The 23,110-nt window shown below is 73.1% G+C and carries 24 protein-coding genes; 14 read left to right on the top strand and 10 right to left on the bottom strand.

Annotation, left to right across the window (positions count from 1 at the left end; translation table 11 throughout):
• Nucleotides 1-99: 99 nt before the first annotated feature.
• Both EV284_RS33485 and EV284_RS01280 read left to right on the top strand, forming a co-directional pair.
• Nucleotides 100-222: a putative leader peptide gene (locus EV284_RS33485; protein ID WP_278045800.1), complete on the top strand. Its 123-nt coding sequence runs from the start codon at nucleotides 100-102 to the stop codon at nucleotides 220-222.
• Between the two features lie 114 nt (nucleotides 223-336).
• The gene (locus EV284_RS01280) at nucleotides 337-1,206 is read left to right on the top strand and encodes a glutathione S-transferase C-terminal domain-containing protein (RefSeq protein ID WP_130329397.1); all 870 of its coding nucleotides are present in this window, start codon (nucleotides 337-339) and stop codon (nucleotides 1,204-1,206) included.
• A gap of 23 nt (nucleotides 1,207-1,229) precedes the next feature.
• Here the strand turns inward: EV284_RS01280 and EV284_RS01285 are convergent, their stop codons facing one another.
• From EV284_RS01285 to EV284_RS01305, 5 genes are all read right to left on the bottom strand, one after another.
• Complete coding sequence (locus EV284_RS01285) at nucleotides 1,230-2,018, bottom strand: N-formylglutamate amidohydrolase (protein ID WP_130329399.1); 789 nt, start codon at nucleotides 2,016-2,018, stop codon at nucleotides 1,230-1,232.
• 15 nt (nucleotides 2,019-2,033) lie between these two features.
• The gene (locus EV284_RS01290; protein WP_130329401.1) at nucleotides 2,034-3,173 is read right to left on the bottom strand and encodes a homoserine O-acetyltransferase; all 1,140 of its coding nucleotides are present in this window, start codon (nucleotides 3,171-3,173) and stop codon (nucleotides 2,034-2,036) included.
• A gap of 5 nt (nucleotides 3,174-3,178) precedes the next feature.
• Nucleotides 3,179-4,543, bottom strand: a complete 1,365-nt coding sequence (locus tag EV284_RS01295; RefSeq protein WP_130329403.1) for a bifunctional o-acetylhomoserine/o-acetylserine sulfhydrylase — start codon at nucleotides 4,541-4,543, stop codon at nucleotides 3,179-3,181.
• 201 nt (nucleotides 4,544-4,744) lie between these two features.
• Nucleotides 4,745-6,964, bottom strand: coding sequence for an NADP-dependent isocitrate dehydrogenase (locus tag EV284_RS01300; protein ID WP_130329405.1), 2,220 nt, complete (start codon nucleotides 6,962-6,964; stop codon nucleotides 4,745-4,747).
• Nucleotides 6,965-7,053: 89 nt separating this feature from the next.
• Entirely contained in the window at nucleotides 7,054-7,533 is a 480-nt protein-coding gene (locus tag EV284_RS01305; RefSeq protein ID WP_130329407.1) for a DUF4186 domain-containing protein, read from the bottom strand.
• Between the two features lie 75 nt (nucleotides 7,534-7,608).
• Here EV284_RS01305 and EV284_RS01310 point away from each other — a divergent pair, with 75 nt between their 5' ends.
• The gene (locus EV284_RS01310) at nucleotides 7,609-8,265 is read left to right on the top strand and encodes an HD domain-containing protein (RefSeq protein WP_130329409.1); all 657 of its coding nucleotides are present in this window, start codon (nucleotides 7,609-7,611) and stop codon (nucleotides 8,263-8,265) included.
• A gap of 38 nt (nucleotides 8,266-8,303) precedes the next feature.
• Here the strand turns inward: EV284_RS01310 and EV284_RS01315 are convergent, their stop codons facing one another.
• A complete protein-coding gene (locus EV284_RS01315) occupies nucleotides 8,304-9,401 on the bottom strand; it encodes a mechanosensitive ion channel family protein (protein ID WP_130329411.1) in 1,098 nt (365 codons plus the stop codon).
• Between the two features lie 255 nt (nucleotides 9,402-9,656).
• On the opposite strand from EV284_RS01315, the gene EV284_RS32550 reads away from it, so the two are divergent.
• Nucleotides 9,657-9,980 carry a hypothetical protein gene (locus EV284_RS32550; protein ID WP_242625492.1) on the top strand — a complete coding sequence of 108 codons (324 nt, stop codon included), beginning with the start codon at nucleotides 9,657-9,659 and terminating at the stop codon, nucleotides 9,978-9,980.
• A 12-nt stretch (nucleotides 9,981-9,992) separates the two neighbouring features.
• Nucleotides 9,993-10,334 carry a hypothetical protein gene (locus tag EV284_RS32910; protein WP_130329415.1) on the top strand — a complete coding sequence of 114 codons (342 nt, stop codon included), beginning with the start codon at nucleotides 9,993-9,995 and terminating at the stop codon, nucleotides 10,332-10,334.
• A 40-nt stretch (nucleotides 10,335-10,374) separates the two neighbouring features.
• Here the strand turns inward: EV284_RS32910 and EV284_RS01330 are convergent, their stop codons facing one another.
• On the bottom strand, nucleotides 10,375-11,139 hold the full coding sequence (locus tag EV284_RS01330; protein ID WP_130329417.1) for a crotonase/enoyl-CoA hydratase family protein: 765 nt from the start codon (nucleotides 11,137-11,139) through the stop codon (nucleotides 10,375-10,377).
• 98 nt (nucleotides 11,140-11,237) lie between these two features.
• Between EV284_RS01330 and EV284_RS01335 the strand changes: the two genes are divergently transcribed.
• The 5 genes from EV284_RS01335 to EV284_RS01355 all read left to right on the top strand — a co-directional run bounded on the left by EV284_RS01335 (nucleotide 11,238) and on the right by EV284_RS01355 (nucleotide 17,383).
• Nucleotides 11,238-13,124 carry an ABC transporter ATP-binding protein gene (locus tag EV284_RS01335; RefSeq protein ID WP_130329419.1) on the top strand — a complete coding sequence of 629 codons (1,887 nt, stop codon included), beginning with the start codon at nucleotides 11,238-11,240 and terminating at the stop codon, nucleotides 13,122-13,124.
• 98 nt (nucleotides 13,125-13,222) lie between these two features.
• Nucleotides 13,223-14,044 carry a LytTR family DNA-binding domain-containing protein gene (locus EV284_RS01340; protein ID WP_207228886.1) on the top strand — a complete coding sequence of 274 codons (822 nt, stop codon included), beginning with the start codon at nucleotides 13,223-13,225 and terminating at the stop codon, nucleotides 14,042-14,044.
• A gap of 114 nt (nucleotides 14,045-14,158) precedes the next feature.
• Nucleotides 14,159-14,491: a hypothetical protein gene (locus EV284_RS01345; protein ID WP_130329421.1), complete on the top strand. Its 333-nt coding sequence runs from the start codon at nucleotides 14,159-14,161 to the stop codon at nucleotides 14,489-14,491.
• Nucleotides 14,488-16,176, top strand: a complete 1,689-nt coding sequence (locus tag EV284_RS01350; protein ID WP_130329423.1) for a cation acetate symporter — start codon at nucleotides 14,488-14,490, stop codon at nucleotides 16,174-16,176. Before EV284_RS01345 ends, EV284_RS01350 begins: the two co-directional genes overlap by 4 nt.
• A gap of 10 nt (nucleotides 16,177-16,186) precedes the next feature.
• On the top strand, nucleotides 16,187-17,383 hold the full coding sequence (locus tag EV284_RS01355) for a histidine kinase (RefSeq protein ID WP_207228931.1): 1,197 nt from the start codon (nucleotides 16,187-16,189) through the stop codon (nucleotides 17,381-17,383).
• Nucleotides 17,384-17,387: 4 nt separating this feature from the next.
• On the opposite strand, the gene EV284_RS32560 is transcribed toward EV284_RS01355, so the two are convergent.
• Nucleotides 17,388-17,561, bottom strand: a complete 174-nt coding sequence (locus EV284_RS32560) for a hypothetical protein (RefSeq protein ID WP_165425425.1) — start codon at nucleotides 17,559-17,561, stop codon at nucleotides 17,388-17,390.
• 171 nt (nucleotides 17,562-17,732) lie between these two features.
• Here EV284_RS32560 and EV284_RS01360 point away from each other — a divergent pair, with 171 nt between their 5' ends.
• Nucleotides 17,733-18,917, top strand: a complete 1,185-nt coding sequence (locus EV284_RS01360) for a hypothetical protein (protein WP_130329425.1) — start codon at nucleotides 17,733-17,735, stop codon at nucleotides 18,915-18,917.
• Here the strand turns inward: EV284_RS01360 and EV284_RS01365 are convergent.
• Complete coding sequence (locus EV284_RS01365) at nucleotides 18,907-19,818, bottom strand: LysR substrate-binding domain-containing protein (RefSeq protein WP_130329427.1); 912 nt, start codon at nucleotides 19,816-19,818, stop codon at nucleotides 18,907-18,909. The two genes, EV284_RS01360 and EV284_RS01365, sit on opposite strands and share 11 nt — an antisense overlap.
• Nucleotides 19,819-19,953: 135 nt before the next feature.
• Here EV284_RS01365 and EV284_RS01370 point away from each other — a divergent pair, with 135 nt between their 5' ends.
• From EV284_RS01370 to EV284_RS01380, 3 genes are read left to right on the top strand one after another with little or no spacing between them, the layout of a single operon-like run.
• A complete protein-coding gene (locus EV284_RS01370) occupies nucleotides 19,954-20,964 on the top strand; it encodes an aldo/keto reductase (RefSeq protein ID WP_130329429.1) in 1,011 nt (336 codons plus the stop codon).
• A 25-nt stretch (nucleotides 20,965-20,989) separates the two neighbouring features.
• Nucleotides 20,990-21,409 (top strand): SRPBCC family protein, encoded by a 420-nt coding sequence (locus tag EV284_RS01375; RefSeq protein WP_130329431.1) that lies wholly within the window; start codon nucleotides 20,990-20,992, stop codon nucleotides 21,407-21,409.
• Nucleotides 21,410-21,449: 40 nt separating this feature from the next.
• Nucleotides 21,450-22,064: a methyltransferase domain-containing protein gene (locus EV284_RS01380; protein ID WP_130329433.1), complete on the top strand. Its 615-nt coding sequence runs from the start codon at nucleotides 21,450-21,452 to the stop codon at nucleotides 22,062-22,064.
• Here EV284_RS01380 and EV284_RS01385 read toward each other — a convergent pair.
• Complete coding sequence (locus EV284_RS01385) at nucleotides 22,051-23,052, bottom strand: SDR family NAD(P)-dependent oxidoreductase (RefSeq protein WP_130329435.1); 1,002 nt, start codon at nucleotides 23,050-23,052, stop codon at nucleotides 22,051-22,053. The two genes, EV284_RS01380 and EV284_RS01385, sit on opposite strands and share 14 nt — an antisense overlap.
• Nucleotides 23,053-23,110: the final 58 nt, after the last annotated feature.

Raw genomic sequence — 23,110 nt, forward strand, 5'->3', positions numbered from 1 at the left:
ACGTAAGGCCCCGTCCCAGGGGTGGACCCCCTCTTGACGCGGCGTCCGGCGCGGGCCGACACTCCAAGCCGGGGAAGTCCAGCGAACAGGTGGGGACGCATGACGCGCCTGGAGACGGTGACCGGCCGCAGCGGCCGCACGCCGTTGCGCGCCCCCCTCCTCACCTCCCGCCTGCACATCGACCTGCTGCGCGTGTGCAGCGCCATCGGATCGCGCCTCTGAGCCGGGCCCCAGCCCGCCCACACGCCGTCCTCGCAACTCCTCGCCCGACGTCAGCCGCCGCTGTTCCCGCAGGCGCGCGCCCGCGCGCGCCCTCGCCCCTGGGGAGACGTACGCATGCCCATCACCGCGCCGACCGCCCTTCCGACCGTCCGGCACAGCTCCGCCTTCCGGGGGCGGCTCGGCCAGGACCCCCGCAGTGGCCACTACGCCGTGCCGCACCGCTACCGGCTCCACCTCTCCACCGCCGACCCCGACGGACTGCGCCTCGCCATCGGCCACAGCCTGCTCGGTCTCGACACGAGCTGTCCGGTCACCCTGCTCCCCGCCGTCCCCGACGGCCCGGACGGCAGCCACACCGCACTCCGCCCGCTCTACGAGGCCAGCGCGCACCGCTACTCCGGCCCGGCGCCCGCCCCCGTGCTCAGCGACGCCTGGTCCGGACGGATCGTCAGCACCCACGCGCCCGACATCCTGCGCGACCTGGACCTCTTCCCGCGCGCCGGTGGCGACCCGCTGCGGCCGTGCGGCTGGGAGTCCACCATCGACGCCGTGGAACGGCTCTGCGCCGAGGGCATCGAACAGGCCGCGCAGCGGGCGGGCAGCGCCGACGAGGACCCGGCGGGCCGCGCCGCCGCGCTGGAGGTGCTGCTCGACACCCTGTCCCGGCTGGAGCGCTGGCTGACCGGCGAGGAGTACCTGGCCGGCGGCCGGCTCACCGCCGCCGACATCGACCTCTGGGTCTCCCTGGTACAGCTCGACACCGTGCACCGCTGCCACCTCGACGCCTCCGCCGTGCACCGGATCACCGGCTTCACCGCCCTGTGGTCCTACGCCCGCCGCCTCGCCGCCCACCCCGCCTTCGGCACCCACCTCGACCTGGACGGCATCGCCCGCCGCCACCACGGCCACTGCCAGGGCCTCGAAGCGGCGGGGGCCGCCGTGCAGATCCTCGACTGGGCGGCCCACGCCAACCGGAGGAAGTAGGGGATGCCTTCCCGGGACACCCCCTAACGCACCGCGTCCACCAGAACGGCCAGCGCGGCCGCCAGTTGGTCCAGGCCCGGTCCGGGCGGCCCGCCGGGCTCGGTCATGTACGTGTCCCGGCGGATCTCCACCATCAGCGCGCTCACCCGCCGCTCCCGGCCGTAGTGGGCGAGGGGCACGTACGTCCCGCTGAACGGACTGTCCAGCCCCGTCTTCCCGTACGGCGAGAACGCCGACCGCGCCGCGGCCGTCAGCCCCGGCGGGGTGTGGAAGGCGTCCGTGCCCAGGCACACCGCCGGGCGCGGCCCCTCGCCGTGCAGTTCGTACGGCAGCGGGCGGGACGGGTAGGAGTGGACGTCGATCACCACCGCCCGCCCGGTCGCGGCCAGCCGGTCCGACACCGCCTCGGTGATCGCGCGGGCGTACGGCTCGAAGTACCGCTCGATCAGCGGCCCCTGGTCGGTGTCCTCGGCCCGCAGGGGTTCCCGGTGCGTGGTGCGGGTGTACACCGCGCCCATGCCCACCGCGCGCATCTCCTCCCGCTCGTCCGGGAACCGCTCCGGGTCCACCACCAGCCGGGACAGCCGGTTCACGAACCGCCACGGCCGAAGCCCCGCGAACTCTGCCGCGCGAAGAGCGAGTTCGGCGGTGTGCGCATCCGTGATGTGGTCCAACTCCCGCTCCAGGGCAGCGTCGTCGAGCAGCAGCCCCGCCCGCACCTGTGCCGGGACCGCCCGCGCGGAATGCGGTACGTGCAGCAGCACCGGCGATGCCGGGTCACCCGGCAGCAGCTCGAACGAGGGCTCGGACACATCGGCTCCCAGGGATCAGCGCAGCAACTCGGCCACCAGTCTGCCAACCTGCTCCGTCTCGATCAGGAACCCGTCGTGCCCGTACGGCGACTCCACCACCCGCACCCCGTCCGCCGAGGGGATCAGCGCGGCCAACTCCCGCTGCTGGGACAGCGGATAGAGCCGGTCGGAGTCCACCCCGGCCACCAGGGCCGGCGCCCGCACCCGGGCCAGCGCCGAGCGCGTACCGCCCCTGCCGCGCCCCACGTCGTGCGCGTTCATCGCCTCGGTCAGCACCACGTAACTCCCCGCGTCGAAGCGCCGGACGAGCTTCTCGGCATGGTGGTCCAGGTACGAGCCCACCTGGTAGCGGCCCCCGTGCCACGGGTCCTCCGCGCCCTGCGCAGCCCGGCCGAACCGGGTCTGGAGTTCCGCCTCCGCACGGTAGGTCACGTGGGCCAGCCGGCGGGCCAGGCCGAGTCCGTCCACCGGGCCGCGCGCGGCGCGGTGGTAGTCGCCGCCCCGCCAGTGCGGGTCGGTGCGGATGGCCCGCAACTGGATGTCCGCCCAGGCGATCTGCTCGGCGCTCGCGGAGGCGGCCGTGGCCAGCAGCAGGAGCGCGCCGACCCGGTCCGGGTACGACACCGCCCACTCCACCGCGCGCATCCCGCCCATCGAGCCGCCGACGACCAGCGCCCACCGCTCGATACCGAGGGCGTCCGCGAGCCCCGCCTCCGCCGCCACCTGGTCCCGCTGGGTCAGGAACGGGAACGCCCCGCCCCAGGCCCGGCCGGTGCCCGGCCGGGGAGAGGCCGGGCCGGTACTGCCCTGACAGCCGCCGAGCACGTTCGGCGCGACCACGAACCAGCGGTCGGTGTCCAGCGCCCGGCCCGGACCGACCAGCGCGTCCCACCAGCCGGGCGTGGGATGCCCCGGGCCGGCCGGGCCGGCCACATGGCTGTCGCCGGTCAGCGCGTGCAGTACCAGCAGCGCGTTGGACCGGTCCGGCGCCAGCCGCCCCCAGGTCTCGAACGCCAGCCGCGCGCCCGGCAGTTCACCGCCCGCCTCCAGCGGCAGCGGCGTACCGGCCGGGTGCCACCGGCGGCGCCCGGCCGGGTCCCCGTCCCGCCAGGCGCCGGTGACCGGCGGGAGCGGGGCGGGGCGGGCGCGCGGCACGGTGCTCAGGAGGCGCCCTTGGCCGCGCGGAACCCGGCCTCCAGGTCCGCCTTCAGATCGGCCAGGCTCTCGATGCCCACCGACAGCCGGACCAGACCCGGCGCGGTACCGGTCGCCCTCAACTGCTCCTCGTCGAGCTGGCTGTGGGTGGTGGACGCGGGGTGGATGATCAGGCTGCGCACGTCACCGATGTTGGCGAGGTGGCTGAACAGCTCCACCGCGTCCACGAACCGCTTGCCCGCCTCCACCCCGTCGCGCAGCTCGAAGGAGACGACGGCGCCGGAGCCGCGCGGGAGGTACTTCCGTCCGGCCTCGTACCACGGGCTCGACTCCAGGCCCGGATAGTGGACGGCGGCCACCTCGTCGCGGCCCTGAAGCCACTCGGCCAGGGCCAGCGCGTTGGCGGAGTGCCGCTCCAGGCGCAGGCTCAGCGTCTCCACCCCCTGGAGCAGCAGGAACGCCGAGTGCGGCGAGAGCGCCGGGCCCAGGTCGCGCAGCAGCTGCACCCGCAGCTTGACCGCGAAGGCGCCCGGACCCAGCGCCGGCCAGTACCGCAGGCCGTGGTAGCTCGGGTCGGGCTCGGAGAAGTCGGGGAAGCGCTCGGGGTGGGCGCCGAAGTCGAAGGTGCCGCCGTCCACCACCACACCGGCGATGGCGGTGCCGTGCCCGCCGAGGAACTTGGTCGCGGAGTGCACCACGATGTCCGCGCCGTGCTCGATGGGCCGCAGCAGATAGGGGGTCGGCACCGTGTTGTCCACGATCAGCGGCACGCCCGCGTCGTGCGCCACGTCCGCGACCGCCCGTACGTCGAGCACGTTGCCGCGCGGGTTGCCCAGGGTCTCCGCGAACAGCGCCTTGGTGTTCGGCCGGAGCGCGGCCCGCCAGGCGTCCACGTCGTCCGGGTCGTCCACGAAGGACACCTCGATGCCCAGCCTCGGCAGGGTGTGCCGGAACAGGTTGTACGTGCCGCCGTACAGCGAGGCGCTGGAGACGATGTGGTCGCCCGCGCCCGCCAGGGTCAGCAGGGCGAGCGTCTCGGCGGCCTGCCCGGAGGCCAGCGCGACGGCGGCGACCCCGCCCTCCAGCGCGGCGATCCGCTGCTCGAACACGTCCTGCGTCGGATTGTGGATGCGGGTGTAGATGTTGCCGGGCTCGGCGAGCGAGAACAGGTCCGCGGCGTGCTGGGTGTCCTTGAAGACGAAGGACGTGGTCTGGTAGATCGGCGTGGCGCGCGCCCCGGTCGCCGGGTCGGGCACCGCGCCGGCGTGGATCTGGCGGGTCTCGAAGGACCAGGCCGAGGTGTCGGGTCCGGCGGGCGGTTCGTCCGGGGTGTGGCCTGCGGTGACCGAGTCGATGGGCTGGCTGCTCATGGTGCTCCTCGTGCGGTGCGGGCGCGGGTTCGGGCACGAGACAAGCACGGCCGGACAGCTCCGGACAGCCCGGCACGAACCCCGACACGAGGACTTCATGTACGCCACATCCCCGCAACACGGCCGCAGCACAGCGCGGTGACGACCGTGCCCCGGCCGGAGGAGTCCGGCCGGGGCACGCGCGTACCGCTACCGCGGACGTCAGCTCAGCGAGCCGAGCGCCGCGTTCCAGGTGGCCGACGGGCGCATGACCGCGTCCGCCTTGGCCTTCTCCGGCTGGTAGTAGCCGCCGATGTCGACCGGGGAGCCCTGCACCGCGAGCAGCTCCTCCACGATCTTCTGCTCGTCGGCCGCGAGGGCCTCGGCGAACGGGGCGAACGCCTTCGCGAGGTCGGCGTCGTCGGTCTGCCTGGCCAGCTCCTGCGCCCAGTACAGGGAGAGGAAGAAGTGGCTGCCGCGGTTGTCGATGCCGCCGACGCGACGGGTCGGGGACTTGTCCTCGTTGAGGAAGGTCGCCGTGGCGCGGTCCAGGGTGTCGGCGAGGACCTTGGCGCGGGTGTTGCCGGTGGCCTCGGCGTACTGCTCGAAGGCGGGGACCAGGGCGAAGAACTCGCCGAGGGAGTCCCAGCGCAGGTAGTTCTCCTTGACGAGCTGCTGGACGTGCTTCGGGGCGGAGCCGCCGGCGCCGGTCTCGAACAGGCCGCCGCCCGCCATCAGCGGGACGACCGACAGCATCTTGGCGCTGGTGCCCAGCTCCAGGATCGGGAAGAGGTCGGTCAGGTAGTCGCGCAGCACGTTGCCGGTCACCGAGATGGTGTTCTCGCCGCGCCGGATGCGCTCCACCGACAGCTTGGCGGCCTCGACCGGCGGCAGGACGCGGATGTCCAGGCCCTCGGTGTCGTGCTCCGTGAGGTACTGGTTGACCTTGGCGATCAGGTTGGCGTCGTGCGCGCGGGTCTCGTCCAGCCAGAAGATCGCCGGGTCGCCGGTGGCGCGGGCGCGGGTGACGGCCAGCTTGACCCAGTCGCGGATCGGGTCGTCCTTGGTCTGGCAGGCGCGGAAGATGTCACCCTCGGCGACCGGCTGCTCGATGAGCACGTTGCCGTCGGCGTCGACCACGCGGACGGTGCCCGCGGCGGCGACCTCGAAGGTCTTGTCGTGCGAGCCGTACTCCTCGGCCTTCTGCGCCATCAGGCCGACGTTGGGGACCGTGCCCATGGTGGAGGGGTCGTAGGCGCCGTTGGCGCGGCAGTCCTCGATCACGGCCTGGTAGACACCGGCGTAGGAGGAGTCCGGGATCACCGCGAGGGTGTCGTGCTCCTCGCCGTCCGGGCCCCACATGTGGCCGGAGGTGCGGATCATCGCGGGCATGGAGGCGTCCACGATGACGTCCGAGGGGACATGCAGGTTGGAGATGCCCTTGTCGGAGTCGACCATGGCGAGCGCGGGGCCCTCGGCCAGCTCGGCGTCGAAGGACGCCTTGATCTCGGCACCCTCGGGCAGGCTCTCCAGGCCCTTGTAGATGCCGCCGAGGCCGTCGTTGGGGGACAGGCCGGCCGACTTCAGGGTCTGGCCGTACTTGGCGAACGTCTTCGGGAAGAAGGCGCGCACCACGTGGCCGAAGACGATCGGGTCGGAGACCTTCATCATCGTGGCCTTCAGGTGCACGGAGAACAGGACGCCCTCCTCCTTCGCGCGGGCGACCTGCGCGGCGAGGAACTGCTCCAGCTCGGCGACGTGCATGACCGAGGCGTCGACGACCTCGTCCTTGCGGACCGGTACGGACTCGCGCAGCACGGTGGTGGTGCCGTCCTCGGCGACCAGCTCGATACGGAGCGTGCCGTCCTCGGCGATCACCGTGGACTTCTCGGTGGAGCGGAAGTCGTTCTCACCCATGGTGGCCACGTTGGTCTTGGACTCGGAGGTCCAGGCGCCCATGCGGTGCGGGTGGGTCTTGGCGTAGTTCTTCACCGAGGCGGGGGCGCGGCGGTCGGAGTTGCCCTCACGCAGGACCGGGTTCACGGCGGAACCCTTGATCTTGTCGTAGCGGGCGCGGACCTCGCGCTCCTCGTCGGTCTTGGGGTCCTCGGGGTAGTCCGGCAGCGCGTAGCCCTTGGCCTGCAGCTCGGCGACGGCGGCCTTGAGCTGCGGGATGGACGCCGAGATGTTCGGCAGCTTGACGATGTTTGCGGCCGGCGTCTTGGCCAGGTCGCCCAGCTCGGCGAGCGCGTCCGGGATGCGCTGGTCCTCGTTCAGGTACTCCGGGAAGACGGCGATGATGCGCCCGGCCAGCGAGATGTCGCGGGTCTCCACGGGGACCCCGGCCTGCGCGGCGTACGCCTGGATCACCGGCAGGAACGAATGGGTCGCCAGGGCCGGCGCTTCGTCCGTGTAGGTGTAGATGATGGTCGAGTCAGTCACCGGGTGCTCCGCTCCACGTCTGCAACATTGCTCGACATCAAGATATCTCGTGACCGGGTCCGGTTCGACAGGGGTCCGGGCCTGACCGCTCAGCGCGCGCCGCCGGTCATCTCCCGCTCGATCCAGCGGCAGATCACCTGCACGACGTACAGGTGCTCGGCGCGGGTGAGGTCCCGGCCCTTGGGGATGCCGTGGCAGCGCAGCAGACAGGTCCGGCAGCAGGTCCCGGTGGCGTGCTGGGCGACGAAGACGGGGTGGCCCCGGTACGGCGTCTGCTTGCCGTCCTTGTACGGCCGGGCCGGGGCGAGCCGCCCGGCGATCAGGTCGTACGCGTGCCAGCGGATGGTGGCCGGGCCCTTCAGCTCGGCGGTGACCCGGTCGGGCCCGCGCAGGTGGAACTTGGCCCGGAACGGCTGCCGGGTGATCGAGTCCAGCCGGGCGTCGAGGGCCGCGGGGGAGGGCGGGGTGAAGGGCTCGGGGCCGGGGGCTGGTCCGGTCTCGGGGGTCGGTTCGGGTTCGGATGCCGGCTCGGGATCGGGTGTCGGCTCGGGGTGGCGGGGAGAAGTCATACCATTTCGAGCTTAGCCCGGTGGCGTGCGTACCGGGCCGGGCGTGCCGCGACGGGCCCGTGCCACGATGAGCCGGTGAGTGAAGAACCCCGGAAGCCGCTCGTGGACAAGACACCCCTGCCCGCCGGAATCGAGGAGCGGCTGCGGGCCCAGTTCACCTTCCTGGTGGAGGTGGATCAGCTCAAGACCGTGCTGCGCCAGTCGCCGCTCGCCTCGGCGGACCGCCGGGAGAACGACGCCGAGCACTCCTGGCACCTGGCCGTGATGGTCGCGGTCCTCGCCGAGCACTCCGACGAACCCATCGACGTGGGCCACACCGTCGAGCTGGTGCTGCTGCACGACCTGGTGGAGATCTACGCCGGTGACACCCCGCTGTACGACAGCGAGGGCGGCGCCGGCCAGCAGGAGCGGGAGGCGCTCGCGGCCGACGAGCTCTTCCGGCTGCTCCCCGACGACCAGGCCCGGCGGATGCGGGCGCTGTGGGACGAGTTCGAGGAGCGGGCCACCCCCGAGGCCCGGTTCGCCAAGGCGATGGACCGGCTGCAGCCGCTGCTGCTCAACTGGATGGCCCGTGGCGGCACCTGGCGCACCCCCGGCGTCACCGCCGACGACGTCCGGGCCCGCAAGGCGGTGATCGGGGACGCCTCCGCCTCCCTGTGGGCGGCCGGCCGGCACCTCATCGACGAGGGAGAGCGGCGGGGCTGGTCGCGCGGCACGGCGGATCAGGACTGAAAGGAAGTGGCGGCGCCGGGAGGGCGCCGCCACCGGGCTCACTGCTCGGACGGTGACGGTGACGGTGCCGTCACGTCCTCCGCCGTGCGCTGCTGCGGTATCAGCACCGACCCCTGCTGGAGCGCGACCGTGCGGGTCGGGGCCGGGATGCGGATGCCCTCCTCGCGGTAGCGGCGGTGCAGGCGCTTGATGAACTCGTGCTTGATCCGGAACTGGTCGCTGAACTCCCCGACGCCCAGGATGATCGTGAACCCGATCCGGGAGTCCCCGAAGGTGTGGAAGCGGATCGCGGCCTCGTGTTCGGGGACGGCGCCGGTGATCTCGGTCATCACCTCGTCGACCACCTCGCCGGTCACCCGCTCCACGTGCTCCAGGTCCGAGTCGTAGCTCACCCCCGCCTGCACCAGCACCGTCAGCTCCTGCTCGGGGCGGGTGAAGTTGGTCATGTTGGTCTTGGCGAGCTGGCCGTTGGGGATGACCACCAGGTTGTTGGAGAGCTGGCGCACGGTCGTCTGGCGCCAGTTGATGTCGACGACGTACCCCTCCTCGCCGCTGCTCAGCCGGATGTAGTCGCCGGGCTGCACGGTCTTGGAGGCGAGGATGTGGATGCCGGCGAACAGGTTGGCCAGCGTGTCCTGGAGCGCCAGCGCGACCGCCAGACCGCCCACGCCCAGTGCGGTGAGCAGCGGGGCGATCGAGATGCCGAGCGTCTGCAGGACCACCAGGAAGCCGATGGCCAGCACCAGGACACGGGTGATGTTGACGAAGATGGTCGCCGAGCCCGCCACGCCCGAGCGGGACTGGGTGACGCTCTGCACCAGGCCCGCGATCACCCGCGCCGCCGACAGTGTCACCACGAAGATCAGCCAGACCTGGAGGGACTGGTTGACGTGATGCTGCACGGTACGGGTCAGCGGCAGCACGGCCGCGCCCACCGCGATGCCGCCCGCTATCGCGGCCCACGGCACGACCGAACGCAGCGCGTCCACCATGACGTCGTCGCCGCTCCAGCGGGTGCGCTTGGCGTGCTTGGCCAGCCAGCGCAGCACCGTGCGCGACAGGAAGGCCAGCACCAGGCCGGCGGCCAGCGCGATACCGGCGAGGACCAGGTCGTCCAGGGTCGGCGTGCGGTTCACCGGGCGCCTCCGGTGGCCGGAACGGCGGTGTGCAGCCTGCTGTGAAGTCGCGTCACGTTGTCACCTGTTCGCTGTGCGGGGTGTGCGAACGTGCCCTCGGTGCGAAGGTCCGACGAAGGGCACGTGCCGTCATCCTGCCGCATGCGCGAGGTCCCGAAATGCAGTGCGGGACACTCGGTATGGAGTTGCCTTTTCCTGACATATCGTCATTTACACTTGCGCTCGTCACTCAGCGTGAGGATGAATATGAGAAGCGTGACTCAAGCGCTGCGCAGCCCGCGGCGTCCCTTCGTGCTCGGTGCCGCGTTGACCATCGCGCTCGTCGTGCAGTCGGCCGTCATCGTCGAACAGCACCTGCAGATCCAGGGGTTGCAGACACAGTCCGTCGACTTCCAGGAGGGCCTGGAGCCGGGACCTCCCGGTCCCTCCGGGCCGGCCGGCCCGACCGGTCCCGCCGGTCCCATCGGGCCGCCCGGAAAGGACGGCAAGGACGGCACGGACGGAAAGGACGGGCCGCCCGGAAAGGACGGCAAGGACGGGAAGGACGGCAAGGACGCCGTCGCCCCGCCGGCGAGCTAGGTGAGGATCGACGTGAGAAGCGTGAAAGAGGTGTTGCGCGGTTCGCCGCGCCGCATGGCGGCCGGGGCGGCGGTGACCGTCGTGCTGGCCGCGCAGGCGGTCCTGCTCGTCGCCCACCAACAGCAGCTCGACGCGATGCGGATGGAGCGCGTCAGTCTCGAGGACGGGGGCAGCGGCTCCCATCAGGGCCCGCCCGGTCCGCCCGGGCCCTCGGGCCCGTCCGGCGACCCCGGCCCCACCGGGCCCACGGGCCGGCCCGGGGAGGACGGCGAGGACGGCGACGACGGCCGCCGCGGCCCCTGGGGGCGACGGGGGCACGACGGCAGGGACGGACGGGTCATCACCTACAACTGAGGTCCGTGCCACCGGTGCCGGGCAGGGTCTTCCCGGGGGTTCACGCCTCGTCGAACGTCCCGTGCCGCCCCGCACCCCCGGCGAACCGTGCCGCCCCCTCCCTCGCCTCCGTCAATCGTGCCGCTCCGCGACGGAGTTCACGACGCATCGCCTCCTCCTCGGCCAGCCCCTCCTGGTCGAGCAGCGAGGCGCGGTCGGAGCGCAGGCAGTCCTGGGGGAAGCGCGCGATGGCCGCCGCGAGTTCCTCGGCCTCCGCGCGGGCGCGGCCCGGCGGGACGACACGGTCCGCGAGACCGATGGCGTGCGCCTCGGCGGCCGGGACCGGGCGGCCGGTGAGGATCATGTCCATGGCCCGGCCGGCGCCGATCAGGCGGGGCAGCCGTACGGTGCCGCCGTCGATCAGGGGAACGCCCCAGCGGCGGCAGAAGACGCCGAACACCGCGTCCTCCTCCGCCACCCGCAGGTCGCACCACAGGGCCAGTTCCAGGCCGCCCGCCACGGCGTGCCCGGCCACGGCCGCGACGACCGGCTTGGACAGCCCCATCCGGGTCGGACCCATCGGGCCGTCGCCGTCCGGCGCGACCCGGTTGCCGCGCCCGGTACCGATCGCCTTCAGGTCGGCGCCCGCGCAGAACGTACCGCCCTCGCCCCACAGCACCGCCACCCGCGCTTCGTCGTCCGCCTCGAACGCCCGGAAAGCCGCCGCCAGTCCGGCCGCCGTCGGGCCGTCGACCGCGTTGCGCGCCTCCGGGCGTGACAGGACGACCGTCGTCACATGACCCCGCGTCTCCACCCGAACCGCCACCGGGACTCCTCCTCGCCGAGCTGCTGGAGGGGCCACTGTGCCGCATCCGGCCCCCGAACGGTTGACCTCAAGCAAACTTGAGGTCCTACCGTGGACGCATGAGCATGGAAACCACCGCCTGGACGCAGCTGCACAGCGTGATGACCGCGCAGCAGCAGCGCCGGCCCCTCGCCCGCGCCACGCTGCGCCGCATCGCCGCCTTCGCCCGACCGCACCGCGCGGGCATCACCCGGTTCGTCCTGCTCGGCATCGTCACCGCCCTGCTCGCGGTCGCCACCCCGGTGCTCGCCGGACGCGTCGTCGACGCCATCGTGGCGGGCCACGACTCCGGCCGGGTGGTCCGGCTCTCGCTGCTCATCGCGGCGGTCGCGCTGGCCGAGGCCGGGCTCGGCATCCTGGTCCGGCGGCTGTCGGCGACCCTCGGGGAGGGGCTCATCCTCGACCTGCGCACCGCCGTCTTCGACCACGTCCAGCGGATGCCCGTCGCCTTCTTCACCCGCACCCGCACCGGCGCTTTGGTCAGCCGCCTCAACAACGACGTGATCGGTGCCCAGCGGGCCTTCGCCTCCACCCTGTCCGGCGTGGTCACCAACGTGGTCACGCTGCTGCTCACCCTCGCCGTCATGCTCACCCTGTCCTGGCAGATCACCCTCCTCGCCCTGGTCCTGCTGCCGGTGTTCGTGCTGCCCGCCCGCCGGATGGGCCGGCGCATGGCCCGGATGCAGCGCGAGGCGGCCGAGCTGAACGCGGCCATGGGCACCCGGATGACGGAACGCTTCTCCGCGCCCGGCGCCACCCTCGTCAAGCTGTTCGGCCGTCCCGAGGAGGAGTCGGCCCAGTTCGCCGCCCGCGCCGGACAGGTCCGCGACATCGGCGTGCGCACCGCCACCGCCCAGTCGGTGTTCATCACCGCCCTCACCCTGGTCTCCGCCCTCGCGCTCGCCCTCGTCTACGGCCTCGGCGGCTGGTTCGCGCTGCACGGCACCCTGGAGGCGGGCGCCGTCGTCTCGCTCGCCCTGCTGCTCACCCGGCTCTACGCCCCGCTCACCTCGCTCGCCGGGGCCAGGGTGGAGGTGATGAGCGCGCTGGTCAGCTTCGAGCGGGTCTTCGAGGTGCTGGACCTGGAGCCGCTCATCGCGGAGAAGCCCGGCGCGGTCGCGGTGCCGGACGGCCCGGTCGCCATCGAGTTCGACGACGTGCGCTTCGCCTACCCGGCCGCCGACCGGGTCTCCCTGGCCTCGCTGGAGGAGGTCGCCGCACTCGACGTACGCGGCGGAGCCGAGGTGCTGCACGGCGTCTCCTTCCGCGCCGCCCCCGGCGAGACCGTCGCCCTGGTCGGCTCCTCCGGCGCCGGGAAGTCCACCATCGCCCAGCTCCTGCCCCGGCTGTACGACGCCGACGGCGGAGCCGTACGGGTCGGCGGTGTCGACGTGCGCGACCTGAGCGCCGGCTCGCTGCGGGCCACGGTCGGCATGGTCACCCAGGACGGCCACCTCTTCCACGACACCGTCCGCGCCAACCTGCTCCTCGCCCGCCCCGACGCCGGCGACGACGACCTCTGGGAAGCGCTCGGCCGGGCCCGGCTGGACGAGGTCGTACGGTCCCTGCCGGACGGACTCGACACGGTCGTCGGCGAGCGCGGCTACCGGCTCTCCGGCGGGGAACGCCAGCGCATGACCATCGCCAGGCTGCTGCTGGCCCGCCAGCGCGTCGTCATCCTGGACGAGGCCACCGCCCACCTCGACAACACCTCCGAGGCGGCCGTGCAGGAGGCCCTCGCCGAGGCGCTCCACGACCGCACCGCGGTGGTCATCGCCCACCGGCTCTCCACCGTCCGCGCCGCCGACCAGATCCTCGTCGTGGAGGCCGGCCGGATCGCGGAACGCGGCACCCACGACCAGCTCCTCGCGGCCGGGGGCCGGTACGCCGAGCTGTACCGCACCCAGTTCGCCGGGAAGGACGACGAGACGGTGACGGCGGCCTGAGCCCGGCCCCGGTGAATCGCCGCGTCGCCGTGCTGGACGCCATCCGCGCGAGGGCCCACCATTCCTCCCACGGACACGGGAGGAAGGGACCGGCGCAGATGAGCGGGACGCGGCAGACCGAGGCACAAGGCGGCCGCGGCGAGGGCCTGTTGCGGGTCCTCGCCGTGGACGACGAGGAACCCGCGCTCTCGGAGCTGCTGTACCTCCTCGACCAGGACCCCCGGGTCGGGAGCGTGCTGCCCGCGCTGGAGGCGACCGAGGCGCTGCGTACGCTCGGCCGGGCCGTGGAGGGGGGCGCGGACGCGGTCGACGTGGTCTTCCTCGACATCAACATGCCCGGCCTCAACGGCCTCGAACTGGCCCGGCTGCTGGGCGGGTTCGCGGCACCGCCGCTCATCGTCTTCGTCACCGCGCACGAGGACTTCGCCGTCCGCGCCTTCGATCTCAAGGCCGTCGACTACCTCCTCAAGCCGCTGCGCGAGGAGCGGTTCGCGGAGGCCGTGCGCCGGGTGGCCGAGCTGACCCACGCGGGCCGGGGCCCCCGCGTCCAGCCGGCCGCGCCGCCCGGCGGGGGCCAGGTCCCGGTGGAACTGGGCGGGGTGACCCGGTTCGTGCCGATCGCCGACATCGCCTGCGCCGAGGCGCACGGCGACTACGCCCGGCTGCACACCCGGCGCGGCAGCCACCTCGTCCGTGTGCCGCTGTCCACCCTTGAGGAGCAGTGGCGCACGCACGGGTTCGTGCGCATCCACCGCAGCCATCTGGTCGCGCTCGACCGGATAGAGGAACTCCGGCTGGACGGGGGCAACCTGACCGTCCGGGTCGGTCACCGCGTCCTTCCCGTCAGCCGTCGCAACGCCCGTGAGCTGCGCGATCTGCTGGCCCGCCGCGCCACCGGCACCGCGGCCCGCGCCCGCTGAGAGCGGCGCGCCGTGGCGACCCTGTGCCGAACCCGCCGGGACCCTGTCTCGCCCCGGACGCGCTGCGTACACTCGCCGCAACAAGGTGATCACCGGGGTCTCGGGGGGTGCGTCATGGGTGCGGAGCAGACCCCGCGCCGGGAGGTGGTCACGGGCGCTCCCGCCGGCCGTACGCGGGCCGCCTACCCGGACTCCTTCGCACACGACGACCTCACGGTACGCAAACTGATGCGCCGTCAGGTGCGTGTCGGTCTTCTCGCCTGCTCCCTGCTCGCCCTGCCCCTGGGACTGTTCCCCGTGGTCTTCCGCCTCCTGCCGGACGGTGCCGTGGGCCGGGGTGCCGCCTGGCTGCTGCTGGGCGTCGCGCCGTACCCCGTGCTGCTCGCCGCCGGCGTCTGGTACGTCCGCCGTGCCGAGCGCAACGAGGGTGACGTGAGCGGGCGTTGAACCAGACCTACGGGATCGCCGGGGTGTCCGCCGTGGTGCTCGCCACGGCGCTCGTCGGCGCGCTCGGGCTGCGGATCTCCCGGACCACCTCCGACTTCTACGTGGCCTCCCGTACCGTCGCGCCCCGGCTCAACGCCTTCGCGGTCAGCGGTGAGTACCTGTCCGCCGCCTCCTTCCTCGGGATCGCCGGGCTGCTGCTGGCGCAGGGCGTCGACATGCTCTGGTTCCCGATCGGCTACACCGCCGGGTTCCTCGTGCTGCTGGCCTTCGTCGCCGCCCCGCTGCGCCGGTCCGGGGCCTACACGCTGCCCGACTTCGCCGAGGCCCGGCTGGAGTCGCGGGCGGTGCGGCGGATCGCCGGGGTACTCGTGGTGGGCGTGGGCTGGCTGTATCTGCTGCCCCAACTGCGGGGCGCCGGGCTGACCTTGCGACTGCTCACCGGTGCGCCCGGCTGGCTCGGCGGGCTGGTCGTCGCCGTCGTGGTGACCGCCGCCGTCGCCGCCGGGGGCATGCGCAGCATCACCTTCGTCCAGGCGTTCCAGTACTGGCTCAAACTCACCGCCCTGCTGGTGCCCGTCGTGTTCCTGCTCGCCGCCTGGCACGCCGACCGCGCCCCGCTGCCCGCCTGGGACGAGCGGCCCGTCTTCCACCGGTCCACCGAGGTCCGCGTCGAGGGCCCGGTGAACATCACCGTCCGGGAAGCCGTACGGGTCACCGCCACCGGCAGCGTCGACGGGCACCCGCTGCGCGGGGCCGCGCTCACCCTCACCGAGGGCCGCCACCACATAGGGGCGCACACCGACCTGCGTTTTCCCCTCGGCGCCCAAGTGCCGCTGCCCGACCGGGCGACCGGCTCCGCCTCGCTCGCCCCGAGCGGCACGGAACACGGCCTGTACGCCACCTACGGGCTGATCCTCGCCACCTTCCTCGGCACCATGGGCCTGCCCCACGTGGTCGTCCGCTTCTACACCAACCCCGACGGCCGCGCCGCCCGCCGCACCACCGTCATCGTGCTCGGCCTGCTCGGCGCGTTCTACCTGCTCATGCCGCTGTACGGCTCACTGGCCCGGCTGTACGCGCCCGACCTGCTGCTCACCGGTGACACCGACGCCGCCGTACTGGTCCTGCCGCAACGGCTGATCGGCGGGGCCGGCGGCGACCTCCTCGGCGCGCTGGTCGCGGGCGGCGCCTGCGCGGCCTTCCTCTCCACCGCCTCCGGACTCACCATGTCCGTCGCCGGGGTGCTCGCGCAGGACGTGCTCCCGGCGCTCGGCCTCAGGCACTTCCGGCTCGCCGTCGTCCCCGCCATCGCCGTGCCCACCGCCGCCGGGACCGTGGTCGGCGGGCTGCCCGTCGCCGACGCGGTCGGCCTGGCCTTCGCCGTCTCCGCCTCCTCCTTCTGCCCCCTGCTCGTCCTCGGTATCTGGTGGCGCGGCCTCACCCCGCCCGGCGCCATCGCCGGACTCCTCCTGGGCGGAGGTTCAGCCCTCACCGCCGTCACCACGACCATCACGGGCACCACCCGCCCCGGCTGGTCCCACACCCTGCTGGCCTGGCCCGCGGTCTGGTCCGTCCCGGTGGGCTTCACGGCGATGATCCTGGTCTCGCTTGCGACCCGGAACCGGGTCCCGGCGGGAACGGCGGCCACGATGGCGCGGCTGCATCTGCCGGAGGGGCGGGTGTGAGGTGGCCGACTTGAGCGTGCTCGGGGTGCTGCTGCTGGCTGTCGCGGGGCTCGCCTTGTTCGTGCTGGGGGCGGCGCTGGGGCATGTCGCGCTGCGGCGGCAGCAGGCGAACCCGGCGGGCCCCGGTACCCCCGTCGAGCAGGCCACCTTCCACACCCTGCACACCGCCTCGCTGGCCGCGCCCCCGCTGCGGGCCGGGCTCACCCCGGACACCGCCCGTAAGGCGGCCCGGCGACTGCGGCCGTTGCTCGGCAGCGGGGCGCTGGCACTCGCCGACGAGGAGGCCGTGCTCGCGTGGGACGGGGCGGGGGAGCACCACCGCGCGCAGGTCACCGAGCGGCTGGCCGCCGTGGTGCGGGCGGGGCGTACCCAGAGCGTGGAACTGGACTGCGCGCACGCCGACTGCGCCGTACGGCGGGGAGTGCTCGCGCCGCTGACCGTGGACGGCCGGGTCACCGGGGTGCTCGCGGCGTTCGGGGACGGGGAGTCCGGGGGACTGCGCCGGGCCGCCGAGGAGGTCGCCCGCTGGGTCTCCGTACAGCTCGAACTCGTCGATCTGGACCGGGCCCGCTCCAGTGTGATCGAGGCCGAGATCCGCGCCCTGCGCGCCCAGATCTCCCCCCACTTCATCTACAACTCGCTGGCCGGCATCGCCTCGTTCGTGCGCACCGACCCCGAGCGGGCCCGCGAACTCCTGCTGGAGTTCGCGGACTTCACCCGCTACTCGTTCCGCCGGGGTGGCGACTTCACCACGCTCGCCGAGGAGTTGCGCTCCATCGAGCAGTACCTCGAACTCGCCCGCGCCCGCTTCGGCAGCCGCCTCGAGGTCACGTTGCGGATCGCGCCCGAGGTGCTGCCGGTGACCCTGCCGTTCCTGTGCCTGCAACCGCTCGTGGAGAACGCGCTCAGACACGGCCTGGAGGAGTCGGCCGAGCGCGGCCGCATCACGATCATCGCCGAGGACGAGGGCACCGAGGCCCGCGTGGTCATCGAGGACAACGGCGTGGGCATGGAGCCCGACCGCCTGCGCGCCCTGCTGCGGGGCACCGCCGGCCCCGACACGGGCATCGGCCTGAGCAACGTCGACCGCCGGCTGCGCCAGGTGTACGGAGACCCGTACGGTCTGGTCATCGAGACCGGCGTGGGTGCCGGCACGAAGATCACCGTACGGGTCCCGAAGTTCCGCCCCGGCTCGCGCCAGGGGTGAACGGTCAGGTCCAGCGGCCGTCGGACTGCTTGCGCTCCTGCTGCTGGCGCTGGTAGTGCTGCTGGTCCTTCGCCTGGCGGGCGGATGCCTCGGGGATCTGGGTGTGGTAGTAGAGCAACTTGCCCTGTCCCCGCGCGCCCAGGCCGTGATGCCCCTTCACGGGAGAGTTCTTGCGCATGACTCGGCTCCTTGCTCGCGTCAGGTCCGCGTGTCCGGGGAGATCCGGTCACCGGCGTACGGCGGCGCCCGTTTCGTTACGGTTCATGGTATTCCCGCTCCGCCATTCGGGCGACCGGGCCGGGCCCCGTTTCGAGGTGCGGGCGCGGGGGCGCGGTGCGACGCTGACTTGGTGCATACCTCTGAGCTGACTCCTGAGATCCGTGCCGCTCTGAGCGAGCCGAGGCCGTACCCCGCCATCACCCTGGTGATGCCGACCGACCCGGACTTCCCCTTCAGCGAGAAGGACCGCATCCTGCTGCGCGACCTCGTCACCGAGGCCAAGCGCCGCCTCGCGGAGGACCCGGACGTCTCACGGGAGACCCGGCTGGAGCTGCGGGACCACATGCTGGACACCACGGTGATCGAGCAGGTGGCCGACCCCTTCCACCCGGACGACGCCATGGTGGTCTACGTGGCCGCCGACGAGCCGGTCCAGGTCTGGCAGATGACGTCCCTCGCGCCGGTGCGCCCGCGCGTGGAGTTCGCCGACCAGTTCCTGACGCGGTATCTGGAGGCCGCCGAGCAGCGGTCCCAGCCGTTCCTGGTGCTCGTGCTCGACCAGGAGATGTGCCGCCTCTACCACGGCTCGGTGAAGCGCCTGGACGAGGTCGAGCACCACGGCTTCCCGTGCCCCCCGGAGATCCCGTCGCCGGAGGACGCGCTCCCCGGCCCGATCCCGCACTCCGCGCCGTACGAGGGGCACCGGGAGCGGGTCGAGCAGTACCTCCGCAGGGTCGACAAGCGGCTCGGCGACGCGATCGAGGAGCACGACGGCGAGCTGCCCCTGTTCGTCATCGGCGGCGACAAGACCCTCTCGGCGTTCCGGGACGTCACCACGCACGGCGACCAGATCGCGGGCACGCTGCCACTGACCGGGATGGACAAGGACCGGGCCGCGGACCTGATGAAGCGGCTCCAGCCGGTCCTCGCCGAGTTCCGTGAGAGGCAGGTCGCGCAGGCCGTCGACGCACTGGGCGAGGCGCGCGGGCTCGGCAAGTACGCGGGCGGCCCGCAGGAGGTCTGGACGGCCGTGGCGGACAAGCGGGTGGCCCGGCTGATCGTGGAGGAGGGGCTCGACCTCGCGGGCCGGATCACCGAGGACGGCCGGGCGCTGGAGCTGGTCGAGGTGCCCGAGCCGGTCACGCTGCCCGAACCCAGGCCGGACGTCGAGCCGCCGCCGCACACCCTGGGCGTGGCCACCGACATCATCGAGCAGCTGGTCGACCGGGCCATCGGCGCCGACTCCCAGGTCCTGTTCGTCCCCGACGGCACCCTCGCCGAGGCCGGTGGAGTGGCGGCGCTGCTCAGGTACTGACCTCGTCCTGGCCGCGGGCGTCGAGCACGGTCGTACGGAACGACGTGACCACGGGCCGGAGATCGATCCGGTGCCAGGCCGCCCACAGCCGGACGGACATGTCCAGCCAGGGCAGTTCGCGTACCGTCACCCCCGCGACCGGGCCGCGCAGCATGCTCCGCTGGATCAGTGCCACCCCCAGGCCGGAGGCGACGAGGCCGAGCGCGGTCAGTGGCTCGGAGGCCTCCAGCCGGATGTCGGGGGTGAACCCGGCGGCGGCGCAGGCGGCGATGAACTCGTCGCGCCAGGCGGGGCGCCGGCTGTTCTCCACCGCGATCCACGGCTGCTGCTCCAGGTCGGCCGGGGCGACCTCGGCCGACTCCGCGAGCGGGTGTCCGGTGGGCACGGCCAGCAGCAGTGGGTCGTCCAGCAGCAGCGCGGCCCCCAGGTCCGGGTCGTCCTCGGCGGGCGGTTCCGGGACCAGGGCGATGTCGAGGCTCCGCCTTCGCAGCCCCTCGAACTGCTCGGCGGCCGGGACGTTGTAGAGGGCGACGTGGATACCGGGGCGTTCGCCGTGCAGTTCGCGCAGCGCGCGGGGGAGCACGCCGGTGTGCATGGCGTCGACGGTGTAGCCGACGCAGAGCCCGCCCTCCTCGCCCCGGCCGAGCCGGCGGCCCAGGTTCTCCAGGCGGTCGGCGTGCCGGAGCAGCGCCTTCGCCTCGGAGAGGAAGACCCGCCCGTCGGCGGTGAGCCGGATACGCTGCTGGCCGCGCTCGAACAGGGTCAGGCCGAGGTTCTTCTCCAACTGGGCGATCTGGCGGCTGAGCGGTGACTGCGAGATGTGCAGGCGCTCGGCCGCGCGGCCCACGTGCTCCTCCTCGGCGACGACCACGAAGTACCGGAGCTGGCGCAGATCCAGCATTGAGACCTCCAGGGACTCAAGTGTGTCCAAGCAAGTCTTGGACAGTCTCAAGCAATGATCCTAGCCTCGACAGGGCAAGCGACGCGGACCAGTGCAAAGTCCGCGAAACCCCGCAAAGGCAAGGATCACGCGCATATGGGTATCAAGTCCCTCCTCCCCGGCCCCCTGGGCTTCGGCACCGCCCCGCTCGGCAACATGTTCCGGGCCATCCCCGAGGAAGAGGCCGCCGCGACCGTCGCCGCCGCCTGGGACCAGGGCATCCGCTACTTCGACACCGCGCCCTTCTACGGCGCCGGGCTCTCGGAGATCCGTCTCGGCGAGGCGCTCGCCGGGCGCCCGCGCGACGCGTACGTGCTCAGCACCAAGGTCGGCCGCGTCATCCACGACGACGCCGAGGACCCGGCCGCCCGTGAGCTGGGCGAGAAGGGCGGGCTCTTCGAGCACGGGCGCCCCAACCGGATGACCGACGACTACACGGCCGACGCCACCCTCCGGTCCGTCGAGGACAGCCTGAAGCGGCTGGGCACCGACCGGCTGGACATCGTCTGGGTCCACGACATCGCGCAGGACTTCCACGGCGACCAGTGGCTGGCGCGGTACGAGAGCGCCCGCACGGGCGCGTTCCGGGTGCTGCAGAGGCTGCGCGAGGAGGGCGTCATCAAGGCGTGGGGGCTCGGGGTCAACAAGGTCGAGCCGATCGAGCTGACCCTCGATCTCGACGAGCCGCGCCCGGACGCGTTCCTGCTGGCCGGCCGCTACACCCTGCTCGACCACGACCGCGCGCTCCAGCGGCTGCTTCCGGCGGCCGCCGAGCAGGGGGTCGACATGGTCGTGGGCGGTCCCTACAGCTCCGGCGTGCTGGCGGGCGGGCGGCACTTCGAGTACCAGGAGGCCCCGCGGGCCATCCTCGACAAGGTCGACCGGATCAAGGCGCTGGCCGAGCGGCACGGCGTCTCCGTCAAGGCGGCGGCCCTCCAGTTCGCCCTGGCCCACCCCGCCACCGCCGCCGTCGTCCCCGGCGCGACCCGGCCCAGCCGTATCGCCGAGGACGTGGCCGCGCTGCACGAGACCGTTCCGGCCGCTTTCTGGGCCGACCTGCGCGCGGAGAACCTGATCTCCGGCGCCGCGCCCGTCCCCACGGCCTGACCCCTACCCGTACTCGGAGAGACCCATGGCACGCACGAGCCACCACATCGACGTCCCCCACACCCCCGAGCACGTCTGGCGCCTCATCGGCGGCTTCGGCTCCCTGCCCGACTGGCTCCCCTACATCCCGGGCAGCACCCTCGGCGAGGGCGGCCGCGTCCGCACCCTCACCAACGCCGACGGCGACACCATCGTGGAACGCCTGACCGCCTTCGACGAGGCCGCCCGCACCTACACGTACACCATCCTCCAGGCCCCCTTCCCCGTCACCGACTACCTCTCCACCCTCACCGTCCACCCCCTCCCCGAGGCGGGCACCGCCCGCGTCGAGTGGTCCGGCACCTTCACCCCGGCCGACGCCACGGACGAGGAGGCGGTGGCCCTGTTCCACGGCATCTACACCGAGGGGCTGGCAGCCCTGGAGCGCACGCTGCGCGGGGCGTAGTCCGAGTCCGCACCGGCGCGGGCGCCCCTAGGATGCCGCCATGCGGACCCCGGACCCGTACTGGAACACCAACGTCGCCCGCCACCCCGGCATCCTGCACCAGGTCCCGCCGGGCTGCCGGGACGCGCTGGACGTCGGCTGCGGGGACGGGCTGCTGGCGCGCAAGCTCGCGGCCCGCGTGCCGCGTGTCACCGGTGTCGACCTGTCGCCGGAGATGATCACCCGTGCCCGCCGGCTCTCGGGTGAACGGCCGGGCCTGCGCTTCCGCCAGGCCGACTTCCTGACCGTCGGCCTCCCCGCCGAGGGGTACGACTTCATCTGCTCGGTGACCACCGTCCACCACATGGACTTCACCGCCGCCCTGCTCCGGATGCGGCGACTGCTGCGTCCGGGCGGCACCTTGGTGATCGTGGGGCTCGCGCGGGAGAAGAGCGCCGGCGAGTGGGCGGCCTTCCTCGCGGCGGCGCCCGTCATGCGGGTCACCAAGGCCGTGCGACGCGCCACCACGCCCGAGGGGATGCCGGTGGCCGAGGCGGAGATGAGTTACGGGGAGGTACGCGGCGCCGCGCGGGAGCTGCTGCCCGGCGTGCGGTACCGGCGGCACGTACTGCGCCGGTACTCGCTCACCTGGCAAAAGCCCCTCACGCGCTGGTAGGCGGTCCCGGTGTCCGCTGGTTGTAGCGGTGTGAGGCGCGGTCGTTCAGGGCTCGGCCGGCTTTGCTGAGGGCTCGGCGCCAGGGGGTCCGGGGGGAGCGGAGGGCGTGGCCCTGGCGCAGGGGGCGGGGGTTGCCGTCTCCCGGGGAGCGGGGGAGGGCGCGGGCGGCCAGGCCGGTGGCTCGCGTGGTGGCGGTGGGGGCCACGCCGTGGGCCAACGAGGCCAGGCGGGCCGCGGGGGTGAGGACCGCGCGGGTGCGGCGGCGTTCCACCGCCTGGACGATCTTCTCCGCCGCGCGCTCCGCGTCCATGGACAGCACCGGCGTGCCCGACAGGGCGGAGAACCAGGCGTACTCCTCCTCCGCCTGCCCGCCGAACTCCGCCTGGAGATGCGAGCCGGTGCGCATCAGGCCCGGATGGACCGTCGTCACGCTCACCGCGCTGCCGGCCGTCTCCGCCTGGAGCCCCTCGCCCAGCGCCCGTACCGCCGCCTTCGCGCAGGAATAGGGGACGAGGTGCGGCGGGGAGACCAGAGCGCCGACCGAGCCGATCAGGCCGAGGCGGCCGCCGTGCGGGCTGCGGCGCAGATGGGGGAGGGCGGCCAGGCAGGTGTACAGGGTGCCGTAGAAGATCGTCGCCATGGCGTCGTGGAAGGCGCGGCTGCCCGCCGCCTCGGCCGGGGCGACCTGGATGACACCCGCGTTGGCGATCACCACGTCCAGCCCGCCGTGCGCCGCCGCGGCCTCGTCGACCGCCGCCGTCACCGCCTCCTCGTCCCGTACGTCGCACACCACCGCGCGCACCGTGCGGCCGGTACGGCGGCGTATCCAGCTCATCGCGCGGCCCAATTCACCCGAATCCCTCGCGAGTATCGTCACCTCGCATCCGCGACCCGCCAGCTGTCCGGCGATCAGCAGCCCGAGGCCCCGGGAACCCCCGGTGACCAGCGCGGACATCCCCTGGGACAGGGTTTCGTCGCTACGCGTCATGTCCTCACCTCTCGCTGAAGAGCTCGCAGATGCGGCTCCGGGGGCGCCCTGCCGCTGT

This window comes from Streptomyces sp. BK022, assembly GCF_004217355.1.
In the GTDB taxonomy this organism is placed as follows: Bacteria; Actinomycetota; Actinomycetes; order Streptomycetales; family Streptomycetaceae; genus Streptomyces; species Streptomyces griseoluteus.